This window comes from Ruegeria sp. HKCCA4812, from assembly GCF_013034245.1.
In the GTDB taxonomy this organism is placed as follows: Bacteria; Pseudomonadota; Alphaproteobacteria; order Rhodobacterales; family Rhodobacteraceae; genus Ruegeria.
Window position 1 is genome coordinate 1358965 of record NZ_WQFQ01000001.1, and the last position, 22781, is coordinate 1381745.

General features: G+C 58.0%; 14 protein-coding genes and 1 pseudogene. 6 read left to right on the top strand and 9 right to left on the bottom strand.

The features are described 5' to 3' along the window. The first annotated feature begins 29 nt into the window (after positions 1 to 29). Positions 30 to 4319 (top strand): thiopeptide-type bacteriocin biosynthesis protein, encoded by a 4290-nt coding sequence (locus GOW04_RS06805; protein ID WP_171231927.1) that lies wholly within the window; start codon positions 30 to 32, stop codon positions 4317 to 4319. Between the two features lie 168 nt (positions 4320 to 4487). On the opposite strand, the gene GOW04_RS06810 is transcribed toward GOW04_RS06805, so the two are convergent. The 6 genes from GOW04_RS06810 to GOW04_RS06835 are packed head-to-tail and all read right to left on the bottom strand — an operon-like array spanning position 4488 to position 14600. Further along, a complete protein-coding gene (locus GOW04_RS06810) occupies positions 4488 to 6710 on the bottom strand; it encodes a geranylgeranyl reductase family protein (RefSeq protein WP_171231928.1) in 2223 nt (740 codons plus the stop codon). Position 6711: 1 nt separating this feature from the next. Then, the gene (locus GOW04_RS06815) at positions 6712 to 7686 is read right to left on the bottom strand and encodes a polyprenyl synthetase family protein (protein ID WP_171231929.1); all 975 of its coding nucleotides are present in this window, start codon (positions 7684 to 7686) and stop codon (positions 6712 to 6714) included. Beyond that, the gene (locus GOW04_RS06820) at positions 7679 to 8134 is read right to left on the bottom strand and encodes a hypothetical protein (protein ID WP_152457484.1); all 456 of its coding nucleotides are present in this window, start codon (positions 8132 to 8134) and stop codon (positions 7679 to 7681) included. Before GOW04_RS06820 ends, GOW04_RS06815 begins: the two co-directional genes overlap by 8 nt. 30 nt (positions 8135 to 8164) lie before the next feature. Continuing rightward, on the bottom strand, positions 8165 to 9562 hold the full coding sequence (locus GOW04_RS06825) for a S8 family serine peptidase (protein ID WP_171231930.1): 1398 nt from the start codon (positions 9560 to 9562) through the stop codon (positions 8165 to 8167). A gap of 16 nt (positions 9563 to 9578) precedes the next feature. Next, positions 9579 to 13808 carry a PKD domain-containing protein gene (locus GOW04_RS06830; RefSeq protein ID WP_171231931.1) on the bottom strand — a complete coding sequence of 1410 codons (4230 nt, stop codon included), beginning with the start codon at positions 13806 to 13808 and terminating at the stop codon, positions 9579 to 9581. A gap of 48 nt (positions 13809 to 13856) precedes the next feature. Beyond that, a complete protein-coding gene (locus tag GOW04_RS06835; protein ID WP_171231932.1) occupies positions 13857 to 14600 on the bottom strand; it encodes a hypothetical protein in 744 nt (247 codons plus the stop codon). Positions 14601 to 14953: 353 nt separating this feature from the next. On the opposite strand from GOW04_RS06835, the gene parE reads away from it, so the two are divergent. The 3 genes from parE to GOW04_RS06850 all read left to right on the top strand — a co-directional run bounded on the left by parE (position 14954) and on the right by GOW04_RS06850 (position 18979). Next, positions 14954 to 16912 (top strand): DNA topoisomerase IV subunit B, encoded by a 1959-nt coding sequence (gene parE, locus GOW04_RS06840; protein ID WP_171231933.1) that lies wholly within the window; start codon positions 14954 to 14956, stop codon positions 16910 to 16912. A gap of 129 nt (positions 16913 to 17041) precedes the next feature. Beyond that, positions 17042 to 17728, top strand: a complete 687-nt coding sequence (locus tag GOW04_RS06845; RefSeq protein ID WP_171231934.1) for a hypothetical protein — start codon at positions 17042 to 17044, stop codon at positions 17726 to 17728. A 282-nt stretch (positions 17729 to 18010) separates the two neighbouring features. Next, positions 18011 to 18979 (top strand): UDP-glucuronic acid decarboxylase family protein, encoded by a 969-nt coding sequence (locus GOW04_RS06850; RefSeq protein WP_171231935.1) that lies wholly within the window; start codon positions 18011 to 18013, stop codon positions 18977 to 18979. A gap of 83 nt (positions 18980 to 19062) precedes the next feature. Here GOW04_RS06850 and GOW04_RS06855 read toward each other — a convergent pair whose 3' ends face one another. Continuing rightward, on the bottom strand, positions 19063 to 19674 hold the full coding sequence (locus tag GOW04_RS06855; protein WP_171206580.1) for a hypothetical protein: 612 nt from the start codon (positions 19672 to 19674) through the stop codon (positions 19063 to 19065). 211 nt (positions 19675 to 19885) lie between these two features. Here GOW04_RS06855 and GOW04_RS06860 point away from each other — a divergent pair, with 211 nt between their 5' ends. Next, the gene (locus GOW04_RS06860) at positions 19886 to 20167 is read left to right on the top strand and encodes a hypothetical protein (RefSeq protein ID WP_152457476.1); all 282 of its coding nucleotides are present in this window, start codon (positions 19886 to 19888) and stop codon (positions 20165 to 20167) included. 39 nt (positions 20168 to 20206) lie between these two features. On the opposite strand, the gene GOW04_RS06865 is transcribed toward GOW04_RS06860, so the two are convergent. Then, positions 20207 to 21046: a DMT family transporter gene (locus GOW04_RS06865; protein ID WP_171231936.1), complete on the bottom strand. Its 840-nt coding sequence runs from the start codon at positions 21044 to 21046 to the stop codon at positions 20207 to 20209. Between the two features lie 98 nt (positions 21047 to 21144). After that, complete coding sequence (locus GOW04_RS06870; protein ID WP_171231937.1) at positions 21145 to 21915, bottom strand: alpha/beta hydrolase; 771 nt, start codon at positions 21913 to 21915, stop codon at positions 21145 to 21147. Between the two features lie 103 nt (positions 21916 to 22018). Between GOW04_RS06870 and GOW04_RS06875 the strand changes: the two are divergent. After that, positions 22019 to 22774, top strand: a pseudogene (locus GOW04_RS06875) (hypothetical protein); the annotation flags it as partial. Between the last annotated feature and the right edge of the window lie 7 nt (positions 22775 to 22781).

Here is a 22781-nt window from a genome sequence, read left to right on the forward strand (position 1 = left end):
CCCGTTTGGCGGGGAAGATTGTTTTGCCCATGTCTATTTCGACAACGCGGATTGATGCGGCAATACAGTCCATTGCAGGGTCGATTGTTGCGGCCCCGATCAGAAATGATGCAATCGGACTGGGAAGCGCCGTCGCCGGAGAGGCGCTGGCATTGTTGGCGGCAGACAATTTTCTGAATGATGATCGCGTGCGATCCGCCGCGTCACGTCGCCTTGCGACCATTTGGGCTTGCGACCGAGACCTGCGCGGAGCCCCTGTTTCTCTGTTCGATGGCCGCGCCGGCCTTGGGTTGCTGGCCTGTCATGCTCTGGACGCCAATCCACACGATCCCGAAGCGCAACTGGCGCTTGACCGTGCCCTGCGTTCGGTTGCGCAACGCCTTCTCGAAGCCCCCTGGATGGGGCACTTCGATCACGTGTCCGGTCTTGCGGGTATATCCGTATTTCTGTGCGAACCGAAATCCCGGACGGCCCGTCTTGGGGGAAAGTCGCTGTGCCTGCGTTTGGCAGAGGAGCTTTGGAGGCACTCGGCACGAACAGAACGGGGGCTTGCGTGGACAGAACCTTTTTCCTCACCGGAAGACGAGACCGGCCCCCTGAAAACAACGCGGTACCTCGTCAACATGGGGCTGGCGCATGGTTCTCCCGGCGCCGTTCTGGCTCTGACCCGCCTGGGTCGGCGGCACGCGTTCACGCCACGACACATCGAAGACCTCAAAGACGCGGTCCTGTTTCTGCTTTCGCACCGGGGCGCGTTTTCAGACAGCGGCCTGTCATCCTGCTTTCCCTGCATGTCAGCGCTCAGTCATGCCTGGGAGGTACCGTCACGTCTTGCATGGTGTTATGGCGACCTTGGCATCATATACACCGCGCTCGCGGCGGCGAGGCTGGTGGGGATGGAGGACGAAATACGCGATGTCGCATCGCGGGTTCTGGTATCCTGCGTCGACAGACCTTTTCGTGAGACGGGTATCAATGACGGCGGGCTGTGCCATGGCGATGCCGGAATTGTGGTGATGGCCCTTGCCATTCGATCGCTTTTTCCCAAAGCAAACGTCGATCCTCTGATCAAAAAGCACACCGAACGGCTTTTGTCTCTCGTTGAACGGGAATTGAGCCCGGACGGGCTTCCCGCGATCGGCGCAGGCTGGAAGACGTTTCAATCGACGGACCTTCTGACCGGGTCGAGCGGCGTTTTGTTGGCACTGCTTGCCCTAAGGGACACGGGTTACCTCGGATATCTGAAGTTCATGGGGCTGGATATTGAACAGAATGTCCACTGCCCGTCCCATCCGGAACCGCACAACTCTCGTCCGTTCCTCGGAATTCGTGTTTGTACGCGTTCACCGCAGCACGATCTTGGCGGAGTCACAAAAAGCACCCGAAAAAAGGATCTGGAAAAGCGTGCTTCAGATTTAATTCGCGATCCGTCCTTTGCCTTGTCGTTGTTCATAGCACGACCCGGTTTTTTCTCGAAGGTCATGCGGGAAATCGAGAAAGGCGAAGGCCTCTCCCCCGCAGTCCTCGGCACATTGTATCGGTTTGTTTACAGAATGTGTTTTCGCCCGACGCCGTTCGGCGCATTCGCGGCAGTGGGCACGGCAATACCTGTTGCAGGCAAGGACATCGTCACCGTGGCAGACCACCATCTGGATATGGATCTGGACTGTGGGTTTTTGTCTCATATTGCCGCCGGACTCGCCGAAACGCAAAGCACGAGGGTGCGGTGCAATCCATCGGCTTGGTGGGAACAGGACGTTCTGCACTGGATAACCAACGGTGATCTCGACGGGCCCTGGAACCACGAACACATCATTGCAGCGGCGGATTCCGATCTGGCAGAGTTCATCTTTGATGTGGATTCCGTCTCGATTTCCGATCTGGAAACGGCCCTCAAAGACCGCCCTTTCAAATCTGCCGTGACAATCTCGGATCTATGTCGGTCCGAGGCTCTGATTCCACAGAAAGACCCAATACTTCTGGGGCATGACGCAACCGCCAGAACCCTGAAGCGGCTGGAAAGAGATATGACCGCCCGTCAAAAGAGAGGCTTGGCGGCGCTCGGGCGTGCTCTTGATGCCGCGCGTGAAATCCCTTCGATGATCGCGTTAAAGCAACTGGGGCGAACAGCTGACTCTTTCGCCCCGGGTTGGAGAGGTGATTTTCTGCATGTCGATGCGCATTGCGTCGGCACGTTGGAAACTCCACTGCGCGCGGTGCAGGCACTGACCGACGCATGGAACATTTTGGAAAAGATCGGCTTTCGCGTCCCAAAGCCAAACCGTTTTCTGGAATTTGAACGGCGTTTCCTTGACCGTTACGGTGACCGCGCCGTATTGCTAGGTCAGGCCGTGGATGCCGAAAGCGGGCTTGCATATCTCGGCATGCCGCTGCGAATGGATTTCGTTACAGGTACGGAGTCGTCAAGTGATGCCCCCAGGCAAAACCTTCAGGAATTTCCGCTGGAACCCGATTGGGACGCGCGCAAGTGGGTGCTTTGCGCGCAGGATATCGAGATCCTGCATGCCCGCAACACGGATCAGGCCCCTTTCGCCATCCAAGATGGCGTTCTTCTGAGCAAAGTAGGACGCAGCTCCGGGCACAACCCCGTCTGGACGGCCTATCCCGAAGGAATTTTTCCGGGCGGGCCCAAGGCGATTTTCGGCCGTTTCTCAAGGCGAAATCAGTTGATCGCAGACGCGTTGATGCAACACAGCCCCACGCGTGAAGAGGATTCGACAATTGTCGAAGCAGACATCCTGTGCGCCACGGACCCCCGGTCATCAAACATCCTGAGGCGCGCCAGCCTTTCCCGGTATGTTATCGAGATCCTCGGCGACAGCGGGTTGCCGCCGGAAAGGAGGATTCCGCTGCACGATCTGTGGATTCGTCACGATGGCAGTCGGTTCCGGCTGTTCTGGGGCAGCCAAGGCGTCGAGGTCATTCCACAGCTGCATGCTGCGCACCAAAGCCCTCCCGGGGCGCCGGCTGTCTATCTTCTGCTCATCGACATCGCCATGCACATGCGGCAACCGTCGGTGATCTGGTCGTGGCAATCGCAAAGCAATCGGAACCGGCTGCCCAGGGTCTGTGCTGGAAATGTGGTCCTTGCACCGCAACGGTGGCGGCTTTGTATCCCGACAGAGGTGGTCAGGTCAGGCAAAGCGGAATTCTGGCTGGAAGCAAACCGACAAAAACTGGAATTGCCGCGATATGTGGCCCCTACGGATGAGGCCAGCGACATGGCCACGCCATGGGATCTTGACAACCCCTTTTCCACTGCCAACCTGACCAAGACGTTGAAAAAAGGGCCGCTTTCGATCTGCGAGTACCTTCCGGCGCCCAAGGATTGGTGGATCGACTCGCCGCATGGTCGATTGGCCTCTGAACTGGTTTATGCCCCAGCAAAGCCCGTTGATACGTCCTTTGTCGAATACGATGCCAACCCGACCGCATGGCAACCGCTGGGGCACGGCACTGATGAGGCCGGATCATGGTTGTATCTGCGGCTTTTCGGGGATGCCATAAAGCTGGAACAGTTCCTGAAACTGCAATCGAAGAGGTTGACGCTTTGGCAGAAACGCAACCTGATCGAGAACTGGTTCTTCGTAAGATATGCAGACCCGGAACTTGAACTGCGCCTCCGCATCAAATTTTCAAACGATCATGACAGAGTTCTGAGGAACCGGGTGCTTGTTCACTTGCAGAAAACGGCCGGTGGATTGGTGGACAGGTTTCTTGTTGACGAATACCTGCCTGAAACGGCGCGCTACGGCGGAGAACTGGGGCTCGGCGCATGCGAGAGGATATTCGGCGCCGACTCGATCACTGCGCTTGACGTACTCAACGATCCGAAGATCAGCCGGTCCAGACGGTGGATGGCGTCAGCCGCCAGTATCGATGCCCTGTTCGAAGATTTGGAACTGCCCACAGGTGTTCGGCTGGCGATCTCCGAGCGCTGTTCACAAAACTACGGGGGCGGCCCGGCGTCGCGCCGGATTGCGCGTCGTGCTACTGGAAAGGAATGGAAAAGTGCATGCGTTGTTCTGAGTGAACTCGGTGTAGGCAAAGGCATTCATTCGCGGCCATCGCGCTGGAACGCTCGTGCGGCCAGGCTTTATCCGGATATTGGACGCCTTCAGCGAGAAGAACAGGATGGCCGGTTGGGAAACAGCTTGGCCGACGTTCTGGGAAGCCTCGCTCATATGTCCATCAACCGGGTCCTCCACTGGGGAACCGCCGCGGAAGAGGCGGTCATCCACGAGGCGCTGTGTCGACATTATCGAACCAAATTGAACCACGGGTGGAAGTCGTCCTAGGCGGCATGCTCATGGCAGCCGGTTGGAACCTGAACCCTCCGTCCGAAACATGGGCTGTCCACACATACCCCCTGCCCCTGAATGAAGCACCCGGCGCATGGGGAAAGGCAACGTGGATCACTGCGCTTTTGACCGACAGCGGGACACCTCGGAACCTGGATCGCACTTTTACAGCACGCGGCGTTTTGGGACCTGTCGACTTACCGCGTAACCTGCAAGCGCCGAAAGCGATTTTGCCACGCCGCCCCGTGGCACGGGGCTTAGCGCCGCTATTGCCTGATCGCGGTATTCTTCGGGCAATTGCTGCCTCTTGATATGGCGCGTGGCCGGAGAAAGCTCTGCCAAAAACCGCGCTGGGTCGCGGTGACTGAGGAAAGTACGGGCCGCTGCGCCCCCCGTTTGCCGCTGGGCTGCCTCGAGAACAGGCACGCTGAACAGGCCGCTCGAGAGGTCTGACGCAAATGGGGTGCTGCCCGGGGGGCGGTCCAGGGCAAGTTCATCCTCGGTCAGCAGGTAAGCCAGGCCAAGATTCTCGCCATAGTCGCGAAGGGCACCTGACAGATCGTTTTGTTCGGCAAGCATCGCGCCGAGTTCGCAAGGTAGTCGGAAGAATGCAGCCATGCATTGCCGCATCTGCGCGATGCGCTTTTCGACAGCCATATCCGGTTGCCATGCAGTCCGAAGCTCGGACACTCGGCCTTCACAGGCCGAGGCCATGGCACTCAGGATTGATGGCACCAGGTCTGGGCAGTCCCGAGCACCTACTTCATGCGCCTTCGCCAGAAGATAATCACCTGTGAGTATCCCAAGCTTGTCGCCCCAGTTCGCCGTGGCGTCGGCTGTTGCGGCCGCCCCCTCGATCCCTCGAATGCCGCTTTGGGCAAGAAACCCCAGATACGCAAGCTCCAGCGCCGTGGCCGCGGCACGACGCCGTTTTGCCTCAACATCACCCAAATAGGACGTCAGCAAAAGCAACAGCGAAGGTCGAAACGCAACCATGCCAGCCCGCTTGCCCGCGAAGGACATGCGCGTCAGAAACGGCCAATCGGTGCGTACGATGTGATTGAGGCGCGCACCCACATCGCGCAGGTCGTCCCCAAGCGGCATCTCGGGCACTCGCACAAGGGGCGAGACGTCATCCAACATGGCGCTTTCCACATCACCGCCAGTGCCTTCAGGCACCAAAACGGCGCGGCGCAGCATGTTGTGAACGGGCTTTTCGCTTTCGAACGTATCGTCCAACACGCGCCAGATGAACTCGTATCGGCGGCTTGCGCGGTTCCCGAGCGTGAAGTACCCGGCAAAGCGATCCCCCAACAAAAGCGCGTAGTCGTCTGCCGCCACCCAAGGGCCTGCCCCGGTGCGGAGACATCGATCAGTGGTTTGCGCCGCAAGCGCACCGGATTCCAGCGCAAAGCTGATTCCTTCGCCTGTAAACGGGCTGATAAGACCGGCGGCGTCCCCAACCAGCAACAGACCCGAATGGGCGGCGCGTTCCGGTGCGAAATCGAATCTCAGCGGTGCACCCAAGGTTGTGCCGGACAACTGAATGCCCGAATATTCCGGATAATCCTTGCGGAGCACGTCCAGAAATTGATCGAACAATGTCCTGACATTGGTGTCAAACGCCCTGCAGAACAGCCCGACACCGACATTTGCAGTTCCCTTCCCCGTTGGGAATGCCCAGCCATAGGACGGCAACAAGTACCGGTCTGTAACATCAGTCAACGGCAGCATTATTTCCAGCAGTGGCGGAGTGTCTCCGCAGCCATCGACATAACCGCGAAGCGCGGTGCCATAGCCTTGTTCCGGTGTTTCCCGCAATCCCGCCGCTTTCGCCAATCGAGACGCGGCCCCGTCTGCGGCGATGACCATGTACCCGGTCAGAACCACTGTCGCGCCATCCTGCATCCGAGCGGTGACACCTGTGACAGTCCGGCTTTCATCCGTTACCAGATCGTCGGCGCGGCATTTCGGCAAGAAAGCCGCTCCTTCCGCGCGGGCCTGACGCAAAAGACAGTCATCCAGTATCAAACGGGGTACAACCAGCCCATAGTCGTCTTCGCCCTCGTATCGAAAATCCCGGTGGCCCCTGTTGCGCATATGGACACGCACACCTTCGACCTCCTGCTGATCTGTAAGCGCAGGCAGAATGCCGAGGCGTTTCAGCTGAGAGATACCGGACCGGGTGATTCCGTCTCCACAGCTTTTGTCCCGAGGGAAATCCTCACGGTCGATCAGAATGACCTTTCGACCTCTGCGCGTCAGCTCGATGGCGGCAGCGCTGCCGCCGGGCCCCGCACCGACAATGATGGCGTCCCATGTCTCGGCCGCGGCTTCCGCAGGTGTCGCAAGCGGCAGATCCTCGGCAAAAGGGCCGTAACCGTCCATGTCAGGCCCTCCTTTCGACCGAAAGCCGGGCGAGGTTTGCCAGCGAGGCGCGCAGCACATGATCATCCAGCCCCGAGATGACCTGTACGGCCGCTTCGGATTTGTCCCGCGCCAACTGTTCCGTAGCTTCCACCGCGCCCGAATTGCGAATGATTTCCACAGCGCGCGAAATATCCGCATCCTGCATTTCAGCCAGCCTCAACCTGGCTCGCAATTCATCGGCGGCCTGACCGTTCTGACCCAGGCACAGGAGCACCGGCATCGTATAGGCCCCTTCGCGCAGATCAGAGGCGGACCCCTTTCCAAGTTCCGCGCTGCTTGCAATGTAGTCCAGAACATCGTCGCGCAGTTGAAACGCAAGGCCCAGGCACTTTGAATAGGTGATCAGTGCGTCTCGATCCTGATCACTTACGTCCGCCAACATCGCCCCCAACGATGCGGCGAGAACAAACAGCTCGGCCGTCTTGCCCTCGAGCATTTCAAGATGCTCTTCAATGGTCCAATCGGCGTTGTAGGCGTTTTCGGCTTCGCGCAACTGCCCCAGACACAGCGCAGCGCAGTGTTTGCCAGCCAGCTCAGAGGCCTTTGGGCTGATGGACTCCAACAGGTTTATTGCACGGGCCAGAATGAATGTTCCGGCGAAGCTGGCGATGGGCGAAGACCAGCGACGGTTCACGCTTTCCGCTCCACGCCGAAGTTCGGCCCGGTCCATGACGTCGTCATGATAGAGCGACGCCACATGGATCATTTCGACAGCCGCCGCCGCCTGAATTGCGCGGTTGCGGCCTTCTGTGTCGGTGAGGCTTCGCGCGGTAAGCAGCAGAAGAATTGGCCGCAACCGTTTCCCGCCAGCCCCGATAAGCCAGTGGGCTATCTCTTCGAATCCCGGCTGGTCCGAGGCGACGGCATCCAACATGGATGCTTCAACCTGGGGTATCGTGGCCCGGACCTGTTCGTCTTGCAACCAGTCAGACATCCGCAATCTTGCGGAACTGCGCCAGCGTCTTCTGCAAACGCTTCGACCTGAGCGCCGCTTCGGAGTTCCTGATGAAACTGTCGTAGCCCTCGTGCAATGCTGCGGACTCGGCGCGAACGACAATCTCACCACGGTGGAAAGCGTCCATTACGGTCATCCTGCCTTCGGATATGGCCACAAGTGCTTCCGGTGAAATCGCGCCGACGCCCCGGCCTTTCCCTTTGCGCTTTTGGCTCGGGTTGATGAGAACTTCACCGCTCATCACCGAAACTTCGACCGACCCCATACCAAAAACACCAACCGTTGCACTGGCGCCCTCGTACTGCTTGACCAGTTCAGCATATTCCTTCTTGGCGTCCGCCTTGAAACCCGCCAAAGCATCTTCGGCCAGTTTTTCGACTGCCTTTGCACCCTCTTCCGGCTGCATCCGCTGTTCATAGTCTGCCACGTTCGTATCCTCCGTTCAAAAATATCCAAATCAGACCGAGCCGACCGCCGCCCGAGCATCCACACGCCCGGCGCCCTGCTGCGTGGTCGGTGCGCCGATATCGACGGCGGTGGCCATGAGAACTGCCTTGATGTCAGCCGGCAGCAGTGTCGGGTTTCGCTGCAACATCAGCGCCGCGACCCCTGCGACATGGGGGCAGGCCATCGAGGTGCCGCTGGCCTCGAGATGAAGCGGATCTATCACCGTCGCGCCGCCATTCATGTCATTGCCGGTCGCCGATCGCGATGCCACGATATCCACGCCGGGGGCGGTGACATCCGGTTTGTCGCGTCCATCCGGCGTTGGTCCGGGACTGGAGAAACCGGCCATGTTGTCGCTGTCATCGCTTGCGCCGACGGTAATCACGCTCTGCGCAATACCCGGACAGCGAATGCGCGTGTCATAAGTGCCGCAACTGTCATTGCCCTCGTTGCCCGCGGCCACCACAAAGGTCACCCCGGCGGTCGAAGCCGCATCAGCGGCGACACATAAAACGCATGTTCCGTCCGGATCGACCCAATTGCCGTTTCTGTGGGAAAAGCCCCAGGAATTGGAAAGAACATCCATCCCGTCTGCTACGGCCTGTTGGATTGCCGCAACGCAGTTGGGAGCGTTCCCGCTGCCAAACTGATCCAGCAGCTTGTAGTCGTGGATAACCGCCCCCGTGGCGACACCACGGAACGTCGCGCCATTGCTGGCGACAACACCCGCACAATGCGTACCGTGCCCGTTCAAGTCGCCCAACCCCTCGCCGGTAAAATCCTGTTGGGTGCCGAAATTCCCGGCAAGTTCGGGATGTGTCTGGTCCACGCCCGTATCCAGAACGGCAACATCCACTTCGGCACCGTTGATCCCGCTGGCTTCCACGACATCGGCATTGATCAGCGGACGGCTGTTATCCAGGTCGACCAGGATCTGGTTTTTGCAATGAGCCATCTTCAGGACATCGGCGCGCCCTGCGATATCCGTAATGCGCTGATCATCGGCAAGGACAACCAGACTGTGAGTCAGCCAAAACGACCGCTCGACTTCAATCCCCCGCTCTTCAAAGCTTTTGGCGATTTTGCCCACCACGTCTTCACCATGGCGTCGGTGTTGCATGATCGAACGGCGGCGCGGGCGCCGGTCGAACGCACGGGGCGGGCGATCCGGCGATGCCCTGCCGCTGCGCAGCGAGACCAGCACGCGATGCCGGGGAAGCTGGGCGGTTTCGGTTTGGCCAAGCAGAGCGTTCAGGCGCGCCTCTTTTCGGTTGGCCAAGAGGTCGCGCAAGATAATGCTGTCCATCTTCGAGATGGACTCGCTGCCAAACTCGGCACGAAGCTTCTCGATTTCACGACGTTCCGCTCTTTCGAAGCGATCAACGTGTTCCCGGCTTAACTCGGACATTTCGTGCTCCTTTAGATCATGGTCTTGTGGGATTTTCAGGAATGGCCTGACGTTTGGTGGAATGGGTGATCATCACCACGGAAGGATCGTTGGCCATTGTCGCGATGGCCCCGGGCGAAAGTTCAACGGCAACACTGTCTATCAGCCACAGTTCGGTAATCCCGACACCGCCCAGGTTTTCCAGGGTACCGACCAGGGGCCGTGTGCGTCGGCGGAAATAATCTTCGCGTGCCTTCGTTTCGGCGCGCCGGAAAGAGGGCGCATTGCCTTCGGTGTCTGGCGCCAAGCGCAATATGACCTGCACCGAGTGCCCATCATCGCCGTCTGTTGCGGCCTTCGCCAATTCCGATCGCAGCTGCGTGTCCAGCTTGCCCCAAGCCGCCTTGGACAGGCCGAACGGATGGGGGCTGTTGGTTTCGGTCAAGGTTCTGTCCTCCGTGGTCGTCCTTGCACTGAACATGGCCGGTGCGACGGCACGATCGAAGCGCGGATTCACGACAATGCCGGGCCCCGGTTCAGGCTCAGCCGAGGGCGTACTGCGCGGGTGTTCCGGCCGGAAACACAGTTCGATCAACGCCGCTTCCTGCGCGCGCATGGCGAGGGTCATCATACCGCTCGCCTGAATCTCGATGACCTGTACCCCCTGCTGCTGCGTTCCTGTCTGGGTCGTCAGGACATTGCCCGCCGCATCAAGCGCGATGATCGTTATGGGCTTTCCGCCAGCAAAGCTCAACTTGAGGCGGGCCCAATCAGCAACGACCGGCAGATGGGCAAAGACACCGGCGATGGAAAGCAACAATTTGGGTGTGCCTTGCGGCTGGAACCCGCCAATGATCTGAAGAACGCTGCCCTTCGTCGGCAGGAACCGCACACCGCCGACGTTCAATACCGGATGGCGGGAAGGCAGTTTCTGGCCGCGAAAATCAATGCAACGTTCACGCGGGGGAATTTCCGGATCGGGCTTCGGCTGCTCCGGACAATGCGGCTGAATCGCGATGAAAGCGCAATCATCAACATAGCCAAGCGCATCGTTGCGCGGATCATCTCCACTGAACTCCAGAAATACCGTCACGGCTTCGGCTTCCGCCGTCACGCGGCCCCGCAATTGCCGCCAGGCACCGTCCAGATCGCCGGTCCACCATTCCACCCAGGGCGCCCGCGGATCATCACCACCGCGCGGATCCAACCCCAAAGCATAGCCGCCTGCGTCGCCAGCCTCCTTCGCGAACCAACACGAGAACTCATAATCCCATCCCGGGTTTGAGCCCAGCGATTGCCACAGCCCGACACGAAGGCCGCGCTGTGCGATGACCCGTTGGGACCTGTCCCCGGTCCGGACGATGCAACCTTCGCAGTCAAAGGCATCGGCAGGGATCGGTGCCAATTGCGGAACGGGATTTCCCTTTCCGGCGTGAAAGGCTGCCAAGTCGGTCAGCCATGCATAGGGTGTCCAGAACCGACCGACATTGCCCGCTGGAAGCGAACGGAAACCATCTTCGAAACCGGGGTTCAGCAAATGCACGACCCGGACGGTCAGGTCGTCCTGACCAAAGGCGCCATCGTCATCCATGACGGTACAGACGGCCCGGAAGTCACCACAGTTTTCATAGATATGCGAGGCGGTCGCCGTGCCTTCGGCTGCCGGTGGTTCGTTCGTTTCCTCGATCAGGGCGGTGCGGGGTTCGCTGCAATCGCCGAAATCCCACTTGGCCGTATGCGTGTCGCACCAGCCGGGATCCCGGAAATCAGCGACAAGCGTAATCGGTGTGCAGACATATGCATAAAGGTCAGGGCCAGCTTCGACCTCGGGCGGAACATTGGTAACGGTGACACGCAGGGTGTCGATGGCCTCGCCGCCGTTGACGTCGCGAATACGCACCGTGACGGTGTATTCGCCATTGTCGCACCAGGCATGGGTCACGGTCGACGTGCCTGTCGCCGCAGGAGGAGCATTGGTTTCAGAAATCACGCCGGGTTTGGGCGCGTGGTGATCACCGAAATACCACATGGACTCGTGGGTGTCGGGGTATTCGACATCTCGGAACCGTGCGACCAGAGTGACCTCTTCACCCTCCTGCACCGTCAGATCAGGGCCGGCATCCACTGTCGGCGGCACATTTTCGACGGTAACAAGCGAGAAACTGCGACTGCGCGCGCCACCCGGCTGGTTGATCGTCAGCGCATGTTTTGCGGTGTAGACACCACTTGCAGCATAGACATGCTGAATCGAGGGCAAGACCGCGGCCGGTGTTCCGTCACCCGGCAACCACTCGTACCCCGCGTCAGGATGTTCATTCGCAGCCGCAAGCGACACGGCCGATGCGGCCGCACCCGACCGTGCCCCGCCCGAATCCGCCGGGACGACATCCGTGGCTTCGCAACTGCTTATGACAGTGAAGTCTCCGGCAATTTCAAGACCGTCGGTATCAATCACGATGGGGTCCGAGAATACCGCTTCGACCCGCCCGATCCTGGCAAGGTTCTCCGGCCAGCCGGTGATACCCGTGACCGTATTTGTAACTTCATCTGACAGGATTTCACTGCCCATGCTTTCGGCAATTCCCCGGACGACAAGGGCCACGATCACAACGACCAAAGCGCCCAGAATTCCGAAAGCGCCGAAAGACAATATCGCGGCGATTGCCGTCAGCACCCAAAGCAGCACGGATTCTTCGGGATCGACATCGCTGTCGATTTCAAAGTGATCCATTTGCTGTCCACCGGTTGGGCCCAACGAACCATTCGGCTGCCAGCGCAATCCGACATCATTAAAAAAGTCGGCATCCACATCAATGCTGCCCAGGATCGCGTCTACGACCGTCACCTTGCCCGATATTCTGATCGCCCCCGCCCTGAGGCTGACGTCCAAATCGGTCAGCCGGACTTCGCGCCCGTCAGGTGTAAAGGTCTTTGGAAGGTCGTCATCCGACAATTCGGCTTCGATGCGCGCCGTTTCTATCGAAGCTTCGACCTGGGTCGCGCTGATGGCAATTGCAAAATCCCTGTCAGCAGGAATGAAATTGGCAAGCCCGCCTACGTCACCGCCGCCATCATCGTTCAAGGCGATCGCCAGAAACTCGTTTGTCACGCCGACGGTGATGCTGTCGACTTCAAACTCTTCGTCCGTTGCCTCTGGTCCCCAGATGTAAACGAAATCGCGGGCCTCAAGATCCTGATGAAAAAAGTCGCCGATGAATTCTTCGATCTCGGCCACTGTCGGGGCCGCAATTGAAATCTCGCCCAGCCCACTGGCCAATTCCTGCCCCCGCGACACCAGTTCGCTGGAAATCTGGGCGTCGAGGTCAATCGCGACCAACGGGATCGCCGCCAGTTGATCACGGTTGTCGATGTAATTGTCACCCTCTGGCCCATATTCCGGACCGGCGGGGGTGATCGCGTCCACGGTAACGGTGGCCGCGTTCAAATCCGTTCGGAATTCCGAACCGACCCGACTGAAAGGTGCCGTGATGTTGATCCGCGTTTCGATCCCCATGGGGTCCTGCGGATTGAAAAAAAGCTGCACCGTCGGCCCAACGACAATGTTGAACATCCGCAGATAAACCGGCAGCGAAATTGTTATGTCACCGCCTGACACGGTGGTTTCAATATCGTGCGCCGCATCAAAGGCGTCGTTGAAGATTTCCGCATGGACATCCGTCGTCAAAGCTCCCAAGGCGAATTGCAGCTCGGTCTCATCGATGACATGGGGGATGGAGGGAAAGGCCGGATCGATCGGGCCGCCGGGGCCGCCGTTCTCATAGGCTTTGTCCACGAATTCACTTGCGAACAACTCGATATTGGACGCAATCGGATCGCCGCTGGTCAGCGTGGCGGATACCTGGTTGCGAGGCAGGCCATCCAACAGCCATCCCACATCCTGACGCCCGGGAATTAGACCAATCGGCGCAGCCGCAGCAAGATCGGCCGTCATCGTCAGCATTTGCGCCGATGGAACCGGGGGGTTTTCGATTTCGATCTGGATCAGGACACCAAGTTGAATTTCGGCACCGGTGATGTCCGGGCGCAAGCTGGCGTCCAACTGGTCTTCGGGAATCTGAACCGACCCGTCAGCTACAACAAAACCGCCAAAGGTTTCACCTGCGGGAACATCCATGAATTCGGGAATGCGGCCTTCATCGCCGGGATCATCGTCGCATTCCGCGGACTTCCACGCCCCCCGAATGACCTTTCGCAGGACCTCTTCCGAGGCTTCGACGACAACTTGATATCCTCTTGTATTTGCCATCCTGACGTCCTCGGTGTGACGGCGCGAGGGAATCGCGCCCGGGTGTCTTCAAGCAGTGCCGGTAAAAACGGCGCGGGGCGTGATATTGACCAGCCTACGTTTCCCGGTTCGCACGGCACGATACAGCGCCTCGGTCGCAAAACGCGGTGTCGATGCATCAAGTTGCCGGTAGGCAAGCAACGGAGAGATGATTTTGTGCGCCTTGCCCAGTGCTTCCAGCGGATCGGGAATCTTCGCGGGCTCAGTCAAACTTGGATCGATCCCGGCGACGGATTTGCCCTTGGCTTTCCCGGGAAACCGGCGCGCGATTTCCGATGCCTTGACCCTGGCCACCTTCACTTTGGAGGTGGAATAGCGCACTTTTCGCATCGGCAAGGACAAGGGAGACAGGTCAGGGCGTTTCGAAGTATCATCGACCAGCTTCAACTCGTCGAAAAGTACCACAGCAAGATCCTGTTCCTGCCCGGGGTCAAATTCATGCCCGGACGCGGCGAAAATCTTTTTACGCAAACTTTTGCGTACAACGATCTGTTTCTTGGAAAACCGCGCTCTGTCCTCCAGCTCAAGTCGGCCAGACAGGTCCAAATCGAACCCAAGCTCCTCAAGCGCCAACACGGGGTTAATCAGCGCAGCACGAGCAAGCTCTGGGGTGACATTCAAACGGGCAGCAATATCATGCACTGCTGCTTGAACGTCCTGAAACGTAGCCATAGCAGCCTTCCAATTACGAAATAAACGTAACTCTTGAACGCTTGGAACTGATAGATAGATACTTTGGGAGTCTTCCTTCACGATATATTTTTAAAGCGATTCCGTCAATGAGCCGGAGAGGCCGCAAGGCTGACTTCAACCCGACCGCGTAGTGGGAATTGTCGCGTCGCTGGTTTTATCGGACGGGTTTGTCGCGAGAAATGCAGCCCGGAATACAGACCCTGACCAACTGTCGACAACAGCAGTGCGGGACCTTCCCGCGCCACGGCGAGGGGTGGTGGTTTCAAACAAAACCGCCAGTCGTGACGCCGCCACATTGTGCAAGCATCCCGCGGCCCCATGCCTTCAATCCGTCCACAACACCTCGCGCCCCTCTTCCCCCGGACCACATCACCTGCCATAATGGGGGAAACTCAAAAACAAGAGCAGCACCCATGCCCGACGATCTGTTGACGCCAGAAGCGACCACAACTTATGACGCCTCCTCGATCGAGGTGCTCGAAGGTTTGGAACCGGTCCGCAAGCGACCTGGTATGTATATCGGCGGCACGGATGAACGCGCTTTGCACCATATGGTGGCCGAGATCCTCGACAACTCGATGGACGAGGCAGTGGCAGGCCATGCCAACCGGATCGAGGTGGAACTGCACGCCGATTACGCCCTGACCGTGCGCGACAACGGGCGCGGCATTCCGATCGACCCGCACCCGAAGTTCCCGGACAAATCCGCGCTCGAGGTGATCCTGTGCACATTGCACGCGGGCGGCAAATTCTCGGGCAAAGCGTATCAGACCTCGGGTGGTCTGCACGGCGTGGGCGCCTCGGTGGTGAATGCACTGTCGGATTCGATGGTCGTTCAGGTGGCCCGCGACAAGCAACTTTATGAACAACGTTTCTCGCGCGGTGTCCCGTTGGGCCCAGTGGAAAAGGTCGGCGCCGCCCCCAACCGGCGCGGCACCACAGTCACCTTCCACGCTGACGACCAGATCTTTGGCCACCACCGGTTCAAACCCGCCCGCCTGTTCAAATCCATCCGGTCCAAGGCCTACCTGTTTTCGGGCGTCGAGATTCGCTGGAAATCCGCCATCGATGACGGCGAGACGCCCACCGAGGCCACCTTCCACTTCCCCGGCGGGCTGTCGGACTACCTGAAAGAGACGATGAATGGTTCGTCGACCTATGCCGAGCAGCCCTTTGCCGGAACCGTAGATTTTCAGGAGAAATTCGGAACCCCCGGCAAGGTCGAATGGGCGATCAACTGGACGCCCTCACGCGATGGGTTCATCCAATCCTACTGCAACACCGTCCCCACGCCCGAAGGGGGTACTCATGTGGCCGGGTTTTGGGCCGCGATCCTCAAGGGGATCAAGGCTTATGGCGAGTTGATCAATAACAAGAAAGCCGCCCAGATCACGCGGGAAGACCTGATTGCAGGGGGCTGCGCGCTGGTCTCGTGCTTCATCCGCGAGCCGGAATTCGTCGGTCAGACCAAAGACCGCCTTGCCACGGTCGAGGCGCAGCGGCTGGTCGAAAACGCGGTGCGCGACCATTTCGACAACTGGCTGGCCGCCGATACGAAATCCGCCGGCGCGATCCTCGACTTCCTGATCCTGCGGGCCGAAGAACGCCTGCGCCGACGGGCCGAGAAGGAAACACAACGCAAGTCCGCCACTAAAAAACTTCGTCTTCCCGGCAAGCTGGTGGACTGTTCCAGTTCAACACGCGAAGGCACCGAACTATTCATCGTCGAGGGCGACTCGGCCGGCGGCTCGGCCAAAATGGGCCGCGATCGCAAAACTCAGGCCCTGCTGCCCCTGCGCGGCAAGATCCTCAACGTGCTGGGCGCGGCCAGTTCGAAACTGGGCACCAATGCCGAGATCAACGACCTGACGCAGGCGCTGGGCGTGGGGCTGGGCAGCAAGTTCAACCTCGACGATCTGCGCTATGACAAGGTCATCATCATGACCGACGCCGACGTGGACGGGGCGCATATCGCGTCCTTGCTGATGACATTCTTCTTCACCCAGATGCGCCCGATGATCGACGCGGGCCACCTGTACCTGGCCTGCCCGCCCCTATATCGTCTGACCCAAGGCGCCAAACGCGTCTATTGTCTGGACGAGGCCGAGCGCGATGAGTGGCTTGAGAAAGGTCTGGGCGGCAAGGGCAAGATTGACGTGTCCCGCTTCAAAGGTCTGGGTGAAATGGATGCCAAGGACCTGAAAGAGACCACGATGGACCCAAAATCCCGGAAATTGATCCGGGTCACCATCGACGAGGACGAACCCGGCGAAACCGGCGACTTGGTCGAGCGCCTGATGGGCAAAAAACCCGAACTGCGGTTCCAGTACATTCAGGAGAACGCACGGTTTGTTGAGGAGTTGGATGTTTGAGTTTGGCACAACCGTTAAAGAAATTGCCAATTGATAGGTTTTGTGACTAACCAATTGGAGTTTTTCGAGGCTATCTTTGTCACTGACTTTGACAGTCGTTTCCCAAAAACTTGAAATTAAGAAACGCCAATGGCGAAAAAGAAAAAATTTCGCTTCTATATCGGGACGGAGACTGAACGTTTCAGTTCTGTTTATTCAATTACAGTTCACCGAGGAAACGTTTACCTTATTTCCAAAAGCCTTGGTGGAATTGCAAAATGTTCCTTCCACGAGGGAGGTGTCTGCCACTTTGGGTTTACCAATGAATACTGGAAAAAGAACTTTATTGGAATGCGGTACTCTCCGAGTAGGTGGCGAAGACCAACGAATATTTCACTTAACAGATTTGCGCCAATCGCGTTTGTCCGGTTTCAAAACAACCTTTTGAAGGCACGGCATTCTATTGCAAGCGGCAACTTGAATTGTGTTCGAGCACCGCAAAGGGCCCAAATGGTGGAAATTATTCTCATCATCGCATCTCCGGAAATTAGCGGCACCGAAAGAGCGTTCCAAAACCAGAATGTGCTCTGGGAGCAGAACACAAAGGAAAATGAAAAACTCTTGGTGTTGTCACAACGCGGACCCGAGCGTCATAGAACCGACGACATAGTATCAAAACTCAATCCTCACGGCCCAAGATACGAGTGGACCGGGATTTCTGAAATGGCGCCAGGCGAGCGGATGGAAGACTTGAACGCCACATTAGCGACTAAGCCAAAAGATGGTGAACCCATTATTCTTACGGAAATCTCTGGGCTTAAGTTCACTAAGTACTAGCCAGCGCCGATAGGTTACCTGCGCCCGTCAAATTCCCACATCGAGATCGGCGTAAACATCCATCCGACCTCAACACAACCCTCGCGCCCGTCCATGGGGCGGGTCGGGCGCGTGCTTGATGCTTTGCATCAAGCATTGGGTGGACAGAAGACACCCCAACACCACACGCGCCCTCAAAAAACCAAAATCTGCTGCAATTCAAACCCCTTCAGTTTACTAATCAAACCAAGACCCGGCTTCCCCATAACAAGCTGGCTTGGATTTAACGATTAAGGATTTGCAATGGCCCGCCTTTATGACAGTCGAAAACGTGTTCTCGTAACCGGTGGGGCCGGGTTTCTGGGCTCGCATCTGTGCGACCGGCTTCTGGATCAGGGGCATGAGGTTCTGTGCGTCGATAACCTGTTCACTGGCACCAAGCGCAATATTGACCACCTGCACAACAACCCGCGTTTCGAGTTCATGCGCCATGATGTGACCTTCCCTCTGTTTGTGGAAGTGGACGAGATCTATAACCTCGCCTGCCCGGCCTCACCCGTGCATTATCAGCACGATCCGGTGCAGACGACCAAGACCAGCGTTCATGGCGCGATCAACATGCTGGGGCTGGCGAAGCGGCTGAAATGCAAGATCTTTCAGGCCTCGACCTCCGAGGTCTATGGCGACCCGACCATCCATCCGCAGACCGAAGATTATTGGGGCAACGTCAACCCGGTTGGCCCGCGATCCTGCTATGATGAGGGCAAGCGCTGCGCCGAGACCTTGTTCTTCGACTATCACCGGCAGATGGGGTTGGAGATCAAGGTCGCCCGCATCTTCAACACCTACGGGCCCAGAATGCACCCCGCCGATGGGCGCGTCGTGTCGAACTTTATTATGCAGGCGCTGACCGGCGAGCCGATCACGATCTTTGGCGACGGTACGCAGACCCGGTCTTTCTGTTACGTCGATGATCTGATCGAAGGGTTCATCCGACTGATGGAGACCGGCCCAGACGTGACCGGCCCGGTCAATCTGGGCAATCCTAACGAATTCTCGATGAACGAGTTGGCCCGCGAAGTGCAGGCCCTTGTGGGGGCCGAGACCCCTGTCAGTTTCAAGGAATTGCCAGAGGATGACCCGAAGCAGCGTCAGCCAGATATCACACTGGCGCGGACCCTGCTGGGCTGGGAACCCAAAGTGCAACTGAAAGAAGGGCTGCACACAACCATCCGGTATTTCCGAGACCTTCAGGCCGAAGTCGAGACCTAGGGCCAAGGCCCGGTTTAAGATCCGGGCACGCCCCCAGCCCCTGTCCTGCCCCGGCGCTTGCAGAACCTTTGCAAGGCATCGCCTTATTCGAAATCTGCCTGATCCAGCAGCGTATAGGTGAACTTGTTGCCAAACGCGTCGCGCCCGGCTTCGCATTTCAGCAGAAACTCGGCAAAATGACGCTGATCCGCGAATACCTGACACCCGGCGGAATAGATCGTATTCGCCGTGTCATCGTCACCGTTGTTTGGCCCCTTGTGCAGATTTATGCCGAACATCCCGCTTTGAGGATTAACAAGGTTCAGGTTTCCATCCCTGTTGTTGTCCCGAAACACGGTAACGGTTCCCAGCCTTTGACACAGCGCCTTGTGGCCTCCGGGCCGGCCTCGTTTATGAATATCGATCTTGTAGCAGGACCGATATTGCCCCGGCGCCAGAATGGCCGTCCCATCCGGGTTTATCGGGTTCTTCAGGTAATGATCGCTGGGATCGGCCGTCATCGGGTAATACGCTATATCCCAAACGCCAAGAAACCGGTGAAACACCGTCATGACATCATCGAATTTCTTGGGTGAAACCGGGTGGGCGCGAATGCCCACTATGTTCAGGTTCCAATCGACGGTGGGGGTGTCGAAAACCACAAAACCTTTTTGGGACATGACGTCCATAATCGCTTGCACAGAAGGTCTGAACATCTCTCAATTCTCCTTAAACAATGCGGTCATGTTACCACAGATACGACCGACCGTAAAAATCGCCCCCTTGGCTTGTCGCTGCGCGTGTAGGATTTTCGTTGCCTAACCCGTTGATCTCGTTCAAACTTGCCGAAACAAAAAACCATGATTGAGGTCCGGGCGTCCAAAACCCTTTTTGATCGACAACAGATTTGCAGGACGAGAGGACGACATGAAAACACTGACCTATGGGCTGGCCTTTGCCATGCTGGCGACCCAGGCCCCGGCGCAACAGACGCTCAGCCTGGCATCTCCGATCCCGGACGGGGCGGAAACACGGTTTTGCTATTACAAGGGGCTGGCTTATTCCCCGGATTCCTTCATCGTGATCTTTGGCGACAACACCGTGACTGACACGATCAACACGCGCGAGGAACGCCTGCTGCGATGTGTAAGCAGCGACAAGGGCACCATGCACTGGAAGCCACAAAGCACGTTTCAGGTCGGCCGCTAAGCCAGAAATATCACTGTCGCCCAAGGCTTTTCAGCCGGATCAGACCGCCATTCCGATCAGGGCGACACCCACGGCCATGAGCACCGCGGCACCCAACCGTCGCGCCCAGTTGCCTTCCTTGAGGAATACGAACCCGATCAGTGCAGCAAAGATGACCGAAGTTTCCCGCAGCGCCGAAACCGCTCCCAGCGGTGCAAAATTCTTGGCGTACAGTACCAGACCATAAGCTGTCATCGATACCAGCCCGCCAAGAATGCCGATCATCCACACTTTGGCTGGCAGTTCTTTCAGGGTCGCACGTTTCCGTACCCCGACAAATCCGGCAATGAACAGGTGCAGAAACGCCCCCCACGCCCAATAGCTGAGCGTGTTGCTCGACAGCCGAACGCCGATCCCGTCAACGACCGAATAGATCGAAATGCAGAACCCGGTGCCCAGCGCAAACATCAGTGCGCTGCGCCCAACGCCCGAGCGCAGAGCTTTCCAACTGCTCAGTTGGATACCCACGGCAATCAGGGCGATACCGGTCCAGGCCTGAAAAGGCAGCACTTCTCCGACCAGGACCATTGCCCAAAGCGAAACCAGCGCCGGGACAATTCCACGGGCGATGGGGTAGACCACACTCAGATCACCATGCTGATAGGCTTTTCCCAGCATGAAGTAATAGCCGAAATGCACAACGGTCGAGAGCAGGATGTAAACAAAGCTCTCTGGGTTTGGCAGCGGCAGGGCCATCACCATGACCGCCGCAGGCAGCACTTGACCCAAAGCGACCAAACCCAGCATGGTGGTGCGATCCGCCGCTGTCTTCACGATTGCATTCCACACCGCGTGCAGCAAAGCAGCCGAAAGAATAATAAGGACAACGAACAGGGTCATGTCCGGACCTTTCCCGCAGAGGTTTCGCGCTAAAAGGGTCAACTGCCCTATTCACTTGGCGCCATGTCTGCAAAGGGTGGATCGTTGTCAAGCCCGTTTCAGATCACCTGGGTTGTCAGCCATGTCTCGATCTTCGAGGCCGGCCCTTCCCAACCCGGCTCCATGAACAGGAAATGCGCGTGATCTTCGACCAGCAAAAAGGTTCCGCGATCCCCATAGCGCGTTGCCAGCGCGCGGCAGGTATCGGGGTTGACAGCCCTGTCTTCGGCACCCGAGACCACCAGAACCGGGCAGGCAACCTTGTCGAAATCAACCTTGATTGCGTGATGGTCATCGAACATCCAGAAGAACATTTCAAACATCACGCGCCCGCTTTCCGCGCCCAATTGGTCGAATACGGCGTGTTGTTGCGCCTCATCCATCTTGTTCAGAGCAAACGGGGCCATCAAATCGAACCCCACCCGCATCGGCTGCTTCCAGAATGGGCCGCCTTCCATCAAGGCTCGCGGTACAGCCCGTTCATCATCGGTTTCGGGCAAGGTGCCCCAAGGCGCATTGGGATTGATCAGAACGATGGCACTGGCTAGGCCACGAGACGCCACTTGTTGCGCCACCACCCCTGCAATGGCATGCCCCAAAATGACAGGCTTGCGGTCCAGTCCCTGTACAAAATCGGCGATGTCGTTGGTGTAGTCCATGACACTGGTATCGGTCAGACCCGGATCGGGGTCCGCTTTCGGATCACCGTCATGGTAACGTAAGGCAGGAACGTGAACCGTCCAACCTTGGCCCCGAAAGAAGGCCGCGTAATTCTGCATGCACCAAGGTCCGGCAAATGCTCCGTGTATAAGAACGATTTCTTTGGTCATCGAAGTCCCCCCTGCGCTGCCTACAGTATGGGGATATGGTAAGACGTTACAACTGCCCGTGATCCCTGTTGCAGGTCGAAGCACAGGTCCTAAGATTGGACGCATGAGTTTTGTGACCGACAATCAATTGCCCCTGCTGATCCTGTTCTTTGTCATCGGCTCTATCGGCACTGCCTTTCTGTTTCGCAAACCGGCAGGTCACCGGGCGTGGAAACTGGCTGATCTGGTATGGGTTGTGTTGGGTGGCATTGGGGCATTGGTGGCTGTTTTGGCCGGGCTTTACACCTCGGACAGCTCGCGACTGGACCGACAGATCGACGTGGCCTATGCCGCGACGCTGGCATTTGACAGGGATGCGGCCCGGTTCCGCCTGCGGTTCTGTGATCCGGCCTATGATCCGGATACCGCCGTATTATGCGAAAAGGTTGAGTTCCTTTCAGCTTCGACCGCCAGCAACTCGGAACTGCCCCTGTTCATCGCGGTCACGAACGAAGTGGCCCCCCTACAGGGGCTTCACTTCTTGGTTGGCGGTCAGTCCAAGGACGAAAAGGACGAAATACGTGACATGGCCGCCAAGGCCGATGCCTTTGATATCGACCAGTTCCTAGTCTTCACATCACTGGACGAAAACACACAGACCGCCATTGACAACATGCGCCGCAAGGTTCCCGCGATTGCGGGCGACTATCTGATACTTGCGCAGAGCTACGATGACCTGATCGCGCAGGTCGGGAAGCTGAAAGAAGAATGGGAATACCTACAGGACAATGCTCATATTCTTGTCCTGCAAATCGTGGCCCTATGCCTTGTCAGTTTTGCGGCACCGTTTCGGTTGGGGAAATCCGTGGTCGAGTTGCGCACCACGC